The organism is Rhizobium sp. WSM4643 (assembly GCF_025152745.1).
GTDB lineage: Bacteria > Pseudomonadota > Alphaproteobacteria > Rhizobiales > Rhizobiaceae > Rhizobium > Rhizobium leguminosarum_I.
This window is the reverse complement of record NZ_CP104040.1, coordinates 2,375,049-2,387,639: the sequence shown is the minus strand read 5'-3', so window position 1 is coordinate 2,387,639 and position 12,591 is coordinate 2,375,049. Positions and strand designations below refer to the sequence as shown.

The 12,591-nt window shown below is 62.7% G+C and carries 12 protein-coding genes; 7 read left to right on the top strand and 5 right to left on the bottom strand.

Annotated features, from left to right (window positions below; all coding sequences use genetic code 11):
* Positions 1-45: 45 nt before the first annotated feature.
* Positions 46-837, bottom strand: coding sequence for a helix-turn-helix domain-containing protein (locus tag N1937_RS12050; RefSeq protein WP_260058912.1), 792 nt, complete (start codon positions 835-837; stop codon positions 46-48).
* 209 nt (positions 838-1,046) lie between these two features.
* On the opposite strand from N1937_RS12050, the gene gndA reads away from it, so the two are divergent.
* The 5 genes from gndA to N1937_RS12025 all read left to right on the top strand — a co-directional run bounded on the left by gndA (position 1,047) and on the right by N1937_RS12025 (position 5,192).
* The gene (gene gndA / locus N1937_RS12045; RefSeq protein ID WP_260058911.1) at positions 1,047-2,498 is read left to right on the top strand and encodes an NADP-dependent phosphogluconate dehydrogenase; all 1,452 of its coding nucleotides are present in this window, start codon (positions 1,047-1,049) and stop codon (positions 2,496-2,498) included.
* Positions 2,499-2,584: 86 nt separating this feature from the next.
* On the top strand, positions 2,585-3,343 hold the full coding sequence (locus tag N1937_RS12040; protein ID WP_260058910.1) for a carbon-nitrogen hydrolase family protein: 759 nt from the start codon (positions 2,585-2,587) through the stop codon (positions 3,341-3,343).
* 5 nt (positions 3,344-3,348) lie between these two features.
* Positions 3,349-3,843: a GNAT family N-acetyltransferase gene (locus tag N1937_RS12035; protein ID WP_260058909.1), complete on the top strand. Its 495-nt coding sequence runs from the start codon at positions 3,349-3,351 to the stop codon at positions 3,841-3,843.
* A 56-nt stretch (positions 3,844-3,899) separates the two neighbouring features.
* Positions 3,900-4,409, top strand: a complete 510-nt coding sequence (locus tag N1937_RS12030) for a GNAT family N-acetyltransferase (protein WP_260058908.1) — start codon at positions 3,900-3,902, stop codon at positions 4,407-4,409.
* Between the two features lie 165 nt (positions 4,410-4,574).
* Positions 4,575-5,192 carry a class I SAM-dependent methyltransferase gene (locus N1937_RS12025; protein WP_260058907.1) on the top strand — a complete coding sequence of 206 codons (618 nt, stop codon included), beginning with the start codon at positions 4,575-4,577 and terminating at the stop codon, positions 5,190-5,192.
* 9 nt (positions 5,193-5,201) lie between these two features.
* On the opposite strand, the gene N1937_RS12020 is transcribed toward N1937_RS12025, so the two are convergent.
* Genes N1937_RS12020 through N1937_RS12010 form a run of 3 tightly spaced genes read right to left on the bottom strand, consistent with a single transcriptional unit; the run spans position 5,202 to position 7,490 of the window.
* Positions 5,202-5,747 carry an AAA family ATPase gene (locus tag N1937_RS12020; protein ID WP_260058905.1) on the bottom strand — a complete coding sequence of 182 codons (546 nt, stop codon included), beginning with the start codon at positions 5,745-5,747 and terminating at the stop codon, positions 5,202-5,204.
* A 15-nt stretch (positions 5,748-5,762) separates the two neighbouring features.
* Complete coding sequence (locus N1937_RS12015) at positions 5,763-6,839, bottom strand: D-alanine--D-alanine ligase family protein (protein ID WP_222387535.1); 1,077 nt, start codon at positions 6,837-6,839, stop codon at positions 5,763-5,765.
* A gap of 36 nt (positions 6,840-6,875) precedes the next feature.
* The gene (locus tag N1937_RS12010) at positions 6,876-7,490 is read right to left on the bottom strand and encodes a C39 family peptidase (protein WP_260058903.1); all 615 of its coding nucleotides are present in this window, start codon (positions 7,488-7,490) and stop codon (positions 6,876-6,878) included.
* 105 nt (positions 7,491-7,595) lie between these two features.
* Here N1937_RS12010 and N1937_RS12005 point away from each other — a divergent pair, with 105 nt between their 5' ends.
* Both N1937_RS12005 and leuS read left to right on the top strand, forming a co-directional pair.
* Positions 7,596-8,522: a LysR family transcriptional regulator gene (locus tag N1937_RS12005; RefSeq protein WP_311202847.1), complete on the top strand. Its 927-nt coding sequence runs from the start codon at positions 7,596-7,598 to the stop codon at positions 8,520-8,522.
* Positions 8,523-8,908: 386 nt separating this feature from the next.
* Positions 8,909-11,425, top strand: coding sequence for a leucine--tRNA ligase (leuS, locus tag N1937_RS12000; protein ID WP_260058900.1), 2,517 nt, complete (start codon positions 8,909-8,911; stop codon positions 11,423-11,425).
* Positions 11,426-11,483: 58 nt separating this feature from the next.
* Here the strand turns inward: leuS and N1937_RS11995 are convergent, their stop codons facing one another.
* Entirely contained in the window at positions 11,484-12,527 is a 1,044-nt protein-coding gene (locus N1937_RS11995) for a LacI family transcriptional regulator (RefSeq protein WP_162117688.1), read from the bottom strand.
* Positions 12,528-12,591: the final 64 nt, after the last annotated feature.

Genomic DNA, 12,591 nt, shown 5'->3' with positions numbered 1-12,591 from the left:
TTCGTCAGAATAACGAACCGGCCGGCAGCGTCTTGAACAAAACGGTCAGTCGGCTCTTTGCCGCAAGCTGAGCTGGTCGAGAATGACCGCGGGCGTCAGCGTCGAGAGCTCGCCGACCTCGCGCGTCATGTGGGACTGATCGGCAAAGCCCGCTTCGAGCGCAAGACGGGCAAGCGGCATCGTGTCCGACCTGCGGCAGAGGTCGAGGAAACGCTGGAACCGGCGGATCCGTTCCAGCGTCTTTGCGCCATATCCGAAATGGTGGTGGCAGCGGCGCCGCAGCTGCCTTTCGCTTATGCCGAGCCTGTCGAGCAGACCGGACGCCGGGCGAGCGCTGTTGGCGGCGGCGAAGATCATGGCGGCGTCGCGGGCGGGCTCCTCCGCATCGCGCGCAGTCCCTTCGAGCAGGCGGCCAAACAGCGCCGTCGCGGCCGAGGGGTCGGGACAATCCGCAAGCTGCGCTTCGAATTCGGCGGTGTCCTTCCGGCCGATGTCGGCAAGGGGCACCGAGCAGCCGACCAGTGCCGAGAGCGGCGTCTTCAGCCAGGGTGCTGCGGCGCCGGGCGCAAAACGTGCGCCAATGACAGTCGCGCCCGGCCGAATGACGGGAAAGGCCGCCGTCCTGTCGGGACCGGCGACGACCAGCCGGCCGTCGATCCAGAGGAGATCGCAATAACCGTCCGGCACGATCGCCACCATTGCCGGCGGTCCGTCATGCAGCGCATGCGACCAGAGGCGGCTGAAATGGCGTCGCAGCGTCGGCGGCGGCATAGACTCACGGTAGCAGCCGGCGCGGGCCGCCAGGAGTGCTGTCTCTTTTCGTTTTCCCGATGCCAATGCAATATCTCCCGATGCACTGATAATACCATGAGATAGGGCATTACGGGCAGGTCGCATGAAAAATTGCGGCTTCCGGATTGGCGGCAGCTGGCGGGTTGTCGGACAAGCCGAGGTATTGCAAGCCTCATTTCATTGGCTTTTGCGAACCGATTAGACCCTTGCGAGACTTGCCGTTTGACCGAGACAGTGCCACAACACCGGTCCAAATGACACATCGGAGGTTTGTCGTGGAAAAGGCAGAAATCGGACTGATCGGCCTTGCGGTCATGGGCTCCAACCTGGCGCTCAACATCGCGGAGAAAGGCAATAAAATCGCGGTGTTCAACCGCACGCCGGAGAAAACCGACGAATTCTACGAAAGCGCCGGCGATCTGAAGAAGCAGATCATTCCCTGCAAGACCATCGAAGAGTTCGTCGATGCGATCCGGCCACCGCGTCCGATCATCATCATGATCAAGGCGGGTGAGCCCGTCGACCAGCAGATGGAGCTGCTGCGCCCGCATCTCTCCAAGGGCGACATCATGATCGATGCCGGCAACGCCAATTTCCGCGACACCGTCGCCCGCTTCGACCGGCTGAAGAATACAGATCTGACCTTCATCGGCATGGGTGTTTCCGGCGGTGAAGAAGGTGCGCGCCATGGCCCGTCGATCATGGTCGGCGGCACCGAAGAGTCCTGGAGGCGCGTCGAGAAGGTGCTGACCTCGATTGCCGCGCGCTACAATGACGAGCCCTGCGTCGCCTGGCTCGGCAATGACGGCGCCGGCCATTTCGTCAAGACCATCCATAACGGCATCGAATATGCCGACATGCAGATGATCGCCGAAATCTACGGCATCCTGCGCGACGGCCTCGGCAAGAGCGCCTCCGAAATCTCCAGCATCTTCGGCGAATGGAACAAGGGCCGCCTGAACTCCTACCTGATTGAAATCTCCGAGAAGGTGCTTGCGGCCACCGATCCGGTCTCCGGCGGACCGATGGTCGACATGATCCTCGACAAGGCCGGCCAGAAGGGCACCGGCAAGTGGTCGGCGATCGAGGCGCAGAACATGGGCATTCCGGCAACGGCGATCGAAGCCGCGGTCGCCGCCCGCAGCCTCTCCTCGATGAAGTCGCAGCGCGAAGCCGCTGAGAAGATCTTCGGGACGCAGGCTGTGTCCTTCCCGATCGCTTACGGCCCCGAGCTCAACAAGGATCTGGAACTGGCGTTGTTTGCCGCCAAGATCGGCGCCTATGCGCAGGGCTTCGCGGTGATGGCGGAAGCATCGCGCGAGTTCAACTGGTCGCTGCCGATGCCGACGATTGCCAGGATCTGGCGCGCCGGCTGCATCATCCGCTCGCAGTTCCTCGACGAGATCACCTCGGCCTTCACCAAGGCGCCTGACGCTGCGAACCTGATCGTCACGCCGGCTTTCTCCGACATGGTCAAGGAATCGATTCCGGCGCTTCGCCGTGTCGTTGGTGCCGCGATTGCCGCTGGTCTGCCGGTTCCGGCACTGACCTCGGCGCTGACCTATTTCGACGCCTATCGCCAGGGCAGGGGAACGGCAAACCTCATCCAGGCACAGCGCGATTTCTTCGGCGCCCACGGTTTCGACCGTCTTGATGGCAAGGATTTCCACCACGGCCCTTGGGGCAGCGGTGCGTCGACCTTCTGAGGTTCAGCCAGGTTTTCAAGGAGAGGCCCGGCCACTGCGCTGGGCCTTTTTGCTGAGATGCCGCGGCCGAGAAACCGGAGATCTAAGTGACGAGCACTCGGATAGCCACCGCGCAGACGCCGGAATTTCGGGAGAATGTCCGGGCAGCGTTGGATTATGCCGTAAAGGTCGCAGCGCTTGCTGAGGCTGATGGTGCGGCCTTGCTGGTCTTTCCCGAAGGTTTTTTGCAGGGCTACTTGGTCGATGAACCATCGGCGCGCCGCGTTGCTCTCGATTTCACATCCGCCGAGTTCGCCGCGGTCCTGGACCGGCTGCCGAAGTCGGGACCGGTGCTGGTCATGGGGCTCATTGAGGTCGATGACGGGCGATTGTTCAACACCGCTGTTGTCATCGAGCGCGGCGTTCTCCTCGGCCGCTTCCGGAAAGCCCACCTGCTGCGCGGCGAACGGGCTTTCGAGGCGGGAAAGGATAGCCCGCTCTTTGCGATCGGTGCTCTGCGCGTCGGGATCAACATCTGCTACGACACGAATTTTCCCGAAGCAGCGGCAAAGGTCGCCGCGTCTGGCGCGTCGCTGATCGTATGCCTCTCCAACAACATGATGCCACGGGAAAAGGCGGAAATATTCAAGCAGATGCATAATGCCGTTCGCGGCGAACGATGCCGCGAAACCGGTCTGTGGCTGATCTCGTCCGACGTGACAGGCGAGCGTGACGGGCGCATTGCCTGGGGGCCGACGGCGGTATTGAACCCGGAAGGACAGGTCGTGGCGCAGCTGCCGCTGGAGGAGCCCGGCTTGCTGGTCTTCGACTTTCCTTGCATTGAACCTGTGGCGATTGAGGATTGATGGACATGCTTATCCGAGACGAAACGCCGGAGGATATCGACGCGATCCATAATCTGACCTGGACCGCCTTCAAGCCGATGACTTACAGCGACGGGACGGAAGCGGAGATTGTCCGAAGACTTCGCGAAAACGGCGATCTAACGATATCGCTGGTGGCCGAGCAGGACGGCGAGATCCTCGGGCATGTGGCGTTTTCGCCGGTGACGATCGAGGGCGCGAATGATGGCTGGTTCGGGCTGGGGCCGATATCGGTCAAGCCGGAGAGACAGCGGCAGGGTATCGGCAAGGCGATGATTGCACTGGGTCTCGAATTGTTGAACGAGATGGGCGCGAGCGGATGCGCCCTGATCGGCAATCCCGAGATCTACAGCCGTGTCGGTTTCAGGAGCGACGGACAACTGAAGTATCTCGACCTCGATACGCGGCTCGTGCAGAGGATTGTCTTTCGGGGATCTCCACCAAGCGGGACGTTGCAATTCGTTCCGGCATTCGAAAGCTAGAATAGTCCGTTCAACGGCCGAAACTCCAAACCCAAGCTGACAGAGAAGGTGACGACATGTCCGAAGCGGGCACGGTGACCATTCGAACCGAGCGTCTCAAGCTCCGCATGCCTGATATCGGCGATTTCGCCGCCTATGCTGAGATCATGGCGTCGCCGCGATCCGTCGGAATGGGCGGCCCGTTCGATCTGCGCGCGGCTTGGGGAATGTTCTGTCACGACGTCGCTCTCTGGCAGCTTTTCGGGCACGGAGCGCTGACGATCGAGCTTGGCGAAACCGGCGAATGCGTCGGTCAGGTGGGGATCAATCACGGACCACTCTTTCCCGAAAAGGAACTGGGCTGGTTCGTCTATGAGGCATACGAGGGCAGAGGCTATGCGACCGAAGCGGCGCTCGCGCTGCGCAACTGGGCCTTCGCGACGCTTAAGCTGTCGTCGCTCGTCAGCTATATCGCTCCAGGCAATGCGGCATCCGTTGCCGTTGCGGAGCGGCTGGGCGCGCGTCTCGATCCCGCAGCACCCCGAACGGAGCCTGCCGATCTCGTTTACCGTCACCTCGCGTCCTGAAACGCGGAACATGGTCTTGGGCGCACTGCGATTGGTTGCAGACGTCTCAGTTCTTACATGTTGATCAGCTACTGCTTAATTCAAAGTGCTACAGCGTCCTTTGCGCGTCTGAAAAGACGCTCGGCGCTGTAGGATATCGGGCTCGGCAAGAGATGGGGATATCGGATGACAGGCGAGAAGCGGGAACACTGGGACGAGGTCTACCGCACGAAATCTGCCGACAGCGTCAGCTGGTATCAGCCGATGCCCGGGCCTTCCTTACGGGCGCTTGACGAGCTGCAACTGCCGGTCACGGCCTCGCTGATCGATGTGGGCGGCGGCGCATCGAGCCTTGTCGACTGTCTTGTCGAGCGCGGGTGGTCCGACCTCACCATCCTCGACATCGCCGCGCCGGCGCTCGACGTCGCCAAGGCGCGGCTGCGGGATGAAGCCGCCCGCATCGCCTGGGTGGTTGCCGACGTCACGTCATGGCAACCCGACCGCCACTACGATGTGTGGCACGACCGCGCCGTTTTTCACTTCCTCACCGAGCCCGAGCAGCGGCTGGCCTACCGCCGCGCGCTCGAAAGCGGCACAGCGCCAGGCAGCGTCGTGATCATCGCGACTTTCGCGCCGGACGGGCCGGAACGGTGCAGCGGATTGCCGGTCCAGCGTTACGACGCGGTGGCGCTTGCGACCGAATTCTCGTCCACCTTCGCGCTTCAGCGTGACTGGCGGGAGGAACACACGACACCCGGCGGCGGCCGGCAGTCGTTCCAGTGGTGCATTTTTCGCAGGCTCTAACGATCTCGTCTACTGCTGCTTCGGTTCCCGAGAGAGGCAGTCGAGGATGAAATCCGCCCGGTCGGCGACCGCGATTTTCGGCAGCATGACGATGTCGTAGCTGAGCGTGGGATAGACGGCGACAAGTCGATCATATTCGGCGACCGCCTCGTCGAAGCCATGGCGCCGCTCGGGGTCGGTCGTGTAGATTTCGGGCCATGGCGGCGTGAGAAAAACCCTCGGGTGATAGCGGTGGGCGGCGCTCAATTTCTCCAGGACCGGTTCTCCGGTCAGGTGCTGCAGCGCTACCGCCGCATCGATCAGCCCACGATCGAAAAACGTCCAGCCCGGCTGCTCACGCGCCGCTGTGTGGTCGGCCATCGCCATCTCGATTGCGCGGCGGGCAAAAGCCGCCATGTCGACCCAGGGCAGGGCTGCGCCGCCGCCCTCGAGCTCCTGTTTGACGATTCGCCGGCCGGGCTCTTCGACGATGGCATGACCCCGGGCGGCAAGTTCCGCAAGCAGTGTCGATTTTCCACCGCCGGAACATCCCGAAATCAAGACCGACCTGTTCATGATCAAGCTCCCGTCTCAGGCGGCCCGTCGGGCGCGCGCCAGGCCGTGATCCACCAGGCGGTCGATGATTTCGGCGTAGGTGACGCCGCTTGCCGCCATAGCCTTGGAATACATGCTGATATCGGTGAAGCCGGGGATGGTGTTGATTTCGTTGACGAGGAACTGCATGTCATCCGTCAAGAAGAAGTCGATGCGGGCCATGCCATCGCAGCCGACCGCCCTGAAGGCTCTTGCGGCTACGTCGCGCATGGCGGTCTCGACCTCCTGCGGCAGTTCGGCCGGCACTTTCAGCGCCGCACCTTTCTCGTCGACATATTTGGCATCGTAGCTATAGAAACCGTGGCTTTCCGCCGGCACGATCTCACCCGGCCGGGAGACGAAGAGTTCTCCTGCCGGATCTTCCAAGACGCTGAATTCGATCTCACGGCCGCGCACGAATTCCTCGGCGAGTAGCGTGCGATCGTGGCGGAAGGCCTCAGCAAGGGCGGGCGCGAATTCCTGGCTGGCATGGACCTTGGCAACGCCGACCGACGATCCCTGGCGCGCAGGCTTGATGAAGAGCGGCAGGCCGAGCTCACCCTCCAGGGCTGCCAGTGAAGGGGCTGCACCCTCATGGATCGTCACCGCGCGCGCCACCGGCAGGCCCGCCGCCCTCAGAAGACGTTTGGCGATGTCCTTGTCGAGCGCTGCGGCGGAGCCGAGGATGCCGCAACCGGCGAGTGGAACGCGAGCCACTTCCGCCGCGCCTTGTACCGATCCGTCCTCGCCATACTGGCCGTGGAGGACGGGAAACAGGATGTCGACCTTTGGCAGGTCATGCGGCGCCCCATGAGCTGGGATTGCCAGCACGCGGCCGCGCCCACCCGGCACCAGGCAGATTTCCGTGCCCGATGAAGGCGTCGCCAGTATGCCGTCCTCGAAACTGCTCAGCAGCCATTGCCCCTCGCGGGTGATGAAAACAGGGATGGCGTCGTATTTTTCGGGCTTGAGCGCGCCCATGACGTTGGTTGCCGAGAGCACGGAAACTTCATGTTCGGCCGAGCGGCCGCCGAAGAGCACGGCAATGCGCAGCCTGTTTGGAGATGGGGTCATGAAAGCCTCCGAGACGATCTGGTGTTGTTGAATAGGTCAGGCGTCGACCGATATGCCGCGATTGGCGAAGAAACGGTCGAAGACCGCAAGCGGCAGAGTCACATCGGCCTGGCTCGCTTCGTCGTGGCCGGACGGGTTGTGAAAGCGGATTGTCTCGTCGCTGGCTGCCGTCACCAGCACCAGGTGTCCGCCTTTCGACGGCGGCTCGCGCTCCGGCCAGCGAATGCCCGAGTTCACCGAGGCGATGAAGAACCGGCGCTTCGACAGCAGCCCGGGAATGGCCGATGTCTCGACGCCGGTGATCGTCTCCGCGCTAAGTCCGAAGCGGTCGGCTGCCAAGCGGACGAAGGGCGCGTAAATTAGCCCTTTGATCGAGGCGTCGATCTCGCTGACGAGATAACCGCCATAGGCAGTGCAGGCGCGGGCAAGCTCGAGTGTCCGATGAATCTCGCCGCGGGCGGCAAGGATCATCTTCAGGCAGGCCATGCCGCAGACATTGACCGCCCAGCGCGCATATTCCTCGATCGTCGCGGCTCCCGAATGGCGCCAGAGCGGATCGCCAAGCAGGGCCTGCGATCCCTCGGCAAGCACCGGCAATGTCATACCGGGTGTTTCCCATTGACTGAAATAGGGCACGCCGCTCTGCTGCATCCTGTCGATATCTCCGTGACTCGTTTCTGAGATGGCGGGCAATCTGGGCTTTTTCGAGCCGATGTGCCGCTTACGAAACCAAGGGTAGGGTGCAGTTTTCAAATTATGGCCTATCGATCAACTGAGGGAACCCGATTTGGATTTTTTCGATTGCGCACGCTTCGCGAACTCTCGCGCCGCGAGACGATGGCGGCGGTCGCCGACGCGCTGGGTATTTCCTCATCGGCTGTTTCCCAGCAGATCGCCCAACTGGAGGACGAAGTCGGCATTGCGCTCGTCGAGCGGCGCGGGCGAGGGGTGACGCTGACACCGGCCGGCCAGCGGCTCGTTGTGCATGCCGACCGGATCTTCGGTATTGTCGAGGAAGCCAAGACCGATATTGCCGAGCTGCAGAATATCGTTGCCGGCGACCTGAGGATCGCCACTCAACCTTCCGCGGCCTCGTCCTTCATTCCCGCTGCGATGCGCCAGCTCGCCATCGACCATCCGCATCTCGACATCGTCATGACGACGATGGGGCCTGCCGAAGGCGTGGCGGCACTCCGGGCCTGGCAGGCCGATATCGTCATTGCCGACGACATATCGTTCGATCCACATACGCTGGAGGGCGCGGCCGACACGCTGTTTCTGTGCCGCGACCAGCTCTTCGTGCTTCTGCCCGCTGGCCACAGGCTGGAGGGCGAGCCCGTCATCGAACTCGCACAGCTGAGGGATGAACATTGGGCGCTCGACGTTGCCTCCAGCGCCTATTCCATGGCCATCCGCCAGGCTTGCCGCGACATCGGTTTCGAGCCCGTCATCAACGGCTTCAGCGACAGTTTCGAAGTGGTTTTCGCGCTTGTCGAAGCCGGTTGCTCGATTTCAGTGATGCCCGGACTGGCGCTTCGAGATTTTGGCGAAGGCCTGACCGTCAAGCCGCTGGCGCCATCCACCTACCGGAGCATCTATGCGATTACCCGGCGCGGCGAGGTGCGTAACCCGAAGGTCGCCGCGGTGCTCGATCAGTTGGTGAGGAGCGCGCCGCGGAATTGAACAGATCCTGATTTCGCGCGAATGCACTCTTGGCAGAAGCGATCATATCGGGCACTCTTGGTTCATGGTTATGGCAACTCAAGCAGCAGACGTTCGCGCACGCGACGCACGACTTACCACCACGGCCTCCTGATCGGAGCCGGGTTAACACCGTCGTTTGCTTTCTCCTTATTTGCCTTGAGCCACCGCCCATGAACACCAGATCAAAGCCACATCGCGCTGTTTTCGTGCGGACGTCCTGCGTCGCAACTCCGCACGCGATTCGACTTAGCCGCGGCTGCCGGACGTTACCGGAGCACCGGCAGCCGTAGCTGCTCCTGAACCAAAGAACGCCTCCATTTTTCAGGACACGCCGCCGCAAATCCGGCCGGCGCCAGGAGTAATTCATGCCTTATGATCCCACAAAGATCGAACCGAAGTGGCAGGCCTATTGGGCCGACCACCATATCTTCCGAGCGGAAATCGATCCGGCCAGACCGAAATTCTACGCACTCGACATGTTCCCATATCCTTCCGGTGCGGGCCTGCATGTCGGCCATCCTCTCGGCTATACGGCCACTGATATAACGTGCCGCTACAAACGCATGCGCGGCTTCAATGTCTTGCATCCGATGGGATGGGACAGTTTCGGCCTGCCGGCGGAGCGCCACGCGATGCGGACTGGTGTGCATCCCGATATCACGACGAAGCGCAATATCGAGACGTTTCGCGGGCAGGTGCAGAGGTTGGGTTTCTCCTATGACTGGAGCCGCGAGTTCGCGACGACCGACCCCGCTTATGTGCGTTGGACGCAGTGGATCTTCCTGAAGCTGTTCGAGAAGGGCCTCGCCTATCAAGCCGAGGTCGCGGTCAACTGGTGCCCGGCCCAGAACGCGGTGCTCGCCGACGAGGAGGTCAAGGACGGGCGTTACGTCGAGACCGGCGATCCCGTCATCCGCCGCAGGATGCGCCAGTGGATGCTGCGCATCACGGCCTATGCCGATCGGCTGCTGCAGGGACTGGACGGCCTCGACTGGCCCGAAAACCTGAAAACCATGCAGCGCAACTGGATCGGACGCTCCGAGGGCGCCGAAATTCGGTTTCCGCTCGAGCACGGCAAAGAGGTCATCACCGTCTTCACGACGCGCCCCGAGACCCTGTTCGGAGCAAGCTATATCGTGCTCGCGCCGGAACATCCGGCAGTTGCCGCCATCGTCACGCCGGAAATGCGCGAGGCGGTGGCCGCCTATATTGCCGAGGCCGAAGGATTGGAAGAGACGGCGCGGGCCGATGCCGGGCGCGAGAAAACGGGCGTCTTCACCGGCGCCTATGCGATCAACCCTGCCAGCGGAGCCCGGCTGCCGGTTTGGGTGGCCGATTACGTGCTGGCTGGCTACGGCACCGGCGCCCTGATGGCGGTGCCGGCTCATGAGGCGCGCGACCACGCTTTTGCCTGCGCGCAGGGCCTGCCGATCATTCGCGTGATCGACAGTGCCGACGATATCGAAAAGACGGCGTTTGAGGGCGAGGGGAGGATGGTCAATTCCGGCTCCCTGAACGGTCTGGCCTCGCCGGAGGCTAGGAAAGCCATGATCGCTTGGCTGCAGGCGAGCGGCGCAGGCTGGCCTAAGGTCACCTATCGCCTGCGTGACTGGCTGTTCTCCCGCCAGCGCTACTGGGGCGAGCCGATCCCGGTGCTGCATCTGGCGGACGGCTCGGTGATGCCGCTGCCCGAGGAATGCCTGCCGCTGCTGCCGCCTGAACTGGACGACTACGCTCCGACGCCGGATGGCGAACCGCCGCTTGTCCGTGCGCCGGCCTGGGTCGAAACGATCGTGCCGGGCACCGACATTCCGACACGGCGGGAGACCAACACGATGCCGCAATGGGCGGGGTCCTGCTGGTATTATCTCAGATTCCTCGATCCGGAAAACGCCAGCGAACCCGTCGGGCGCGAGGCCGAGCGCTATTGGATGCCGGTCGATCTCTATGTCGGCGGCGCCGAACACGCGGTCCTGCATCTGCTCTATGCCCGCTTCTGGCATAAGGTGCTCTACGACATCGGCGTCGTTTCGACGGAAGAGCCGTTCCAGCGGCTGTTCAACCAAGGCATGATCCTTGCTCATTCCTACCGCGACGCGGCGGGCCGGTATTACGAGCCGTCTTCCGTCGTCAGCGAGGAGGGTAGATGGTTCGCTGGGCCGGTCGAGGTGCAGCGCGCCGTCGAGAAGATGTCGAAGTCGCAGCTGAACGTTGTTAATCCCGACGATGTCGTCCATCAGTTTGGGGCCGACGCCTTGCGCCTGTACGAGATGTTCATGGGACCTCTGGACGCGGCAAAACCCTGGCAGACCGCTGGCTTGATCGGCGTGCGTCGGTTTCTGGAGCGTGCCTGGCGTATTGTCTGCGACGAGAGCGACGGATTGTCTCCAGTGGTGCTGGAGGCGGCCCCCAGCCCGCAGCTTCTTCGCTTGTGCCACCAGACGGTGAAGTCCGTGACGGCGGATATCGAAGCAATTCGGTTCAATACCGCGGTTTCCCGGCTGATGGAACTGGCCAACGCACTGACGGCGGAAGCAGTGCGTCCGCGCGAAGTGGTGGAGACATTCGTGCTGTTGCTCGCACCCTTTGCGCCTCACATTGCGGAGGAGTTATGGAGCAAGCTTGGTCACGGGGAAACACTGACATGGGTTTCCTGGCCCACCTTCGATTCTGCAATGATCGAGATGGAGACCCGCGAATATGTCGTGCAGATCAACGGCAAGGTTCGCCACCGCTTCGAAGCCGCCGCCGATCTCGGCGAGGCGCTGCTTGCAGCGGCGCGATCCGAACCTTCCGTCATGGCCTTGCTCGACGGCAAAACGGTGGTTAAGGAAGTTCTGGTCCCGGGGCGACTGGTGAATTTCGTCGTCGACGACCTGTGATGATCCAAAGCCGATCGTCGGGATTTGCGCCCGACGATCCGTTCCCTCAACCGACCGCCTACCTGCCGCTCTCCGGCCAGGTCGGCTGGCTTACGCTCTGCAGCAGTTCCGGTTCGACGCCGTCGATGCGGGCGATGACGGCTTTGGCCATTTCGCGGCCGGCTTGGCGCACGTCTTCCTGCGCGGTGATGATCTCGGGGCGGATCCAGTTCAGGATCGGCACCGATTGCTTGGAAACCATGTCGAGATCGCGGCCGAGCGCCTTGCCCGCGGCCTCGATGCCGGCATTGACGGCGATTGCAGCACTACCAGCCGAACAGACGATGCCGTCGGGGGCATTGGCCGAGCGCATCATCACCTCGACGATGTCGCGGATGTCGGCGAGCGGTGCGTCGGTGTTGACGCGCAGCGGCACTTCCTCGGCGCCGTAATCATGCAGGCCGGTCTGGAAGCCGATGCGGATATGGGCGTAGTAGGTGAGCTTGCTCGGCGGCTGCAGCAGGGCGATGCGGCGCCGGCCGCGCTTGACGAGCTTTTCCACCGCCTGGTGGGCGAAGGCCTCGTTGTCGAAATCGTGGAAGGGGTGCGTCAAGCCCGCATCGGTGCGCCCATGCGTGGCAAAGGGCATGCCGCGCTCCGTCAGCAGCCGCACGCGCGGATCGTCCGGCTCGATACGCGAGATGATGACGCCGTCGGCCGAGCCTGTATCGAGGATATAGCGCACCGGCAGCATCGGGTCCTTGCTGTGGGAATGCGGCGTGATGACGATATGATAGGGCGTGCCGGATAGCACCTCGGAGATGCCGAAGACCATCTGGCTCGAGAAGCCCATGATCTCCTCGTCGATGCTGAGAACGAGGGCGATGACGTTGGTCTTGCCGGTGCGCAGGCGCACACCTGCCCTGTTCGGCTGGTAGCCGAGCTGGCGGGCGACCATGCGCACTCGCTCCTTGGTTTCCGCCCCAATATCCGGCGCATCCTTCAGCGCGCGCGATACCGTCGTCACGCCAAGGCCGGTCATGAAGGCGATCGTCTTCAACGTCGGGCGCTCGCGCGCTGCCGGCGTCGATGCCGCGTTCCCAAAATTTCCCTTGTTTTCCATCCCTTTAGGCCGTCCTGCGCGAATTGGTGACGCTTATAGAGGCTTTTTCCAGCGTCGTAAGCCC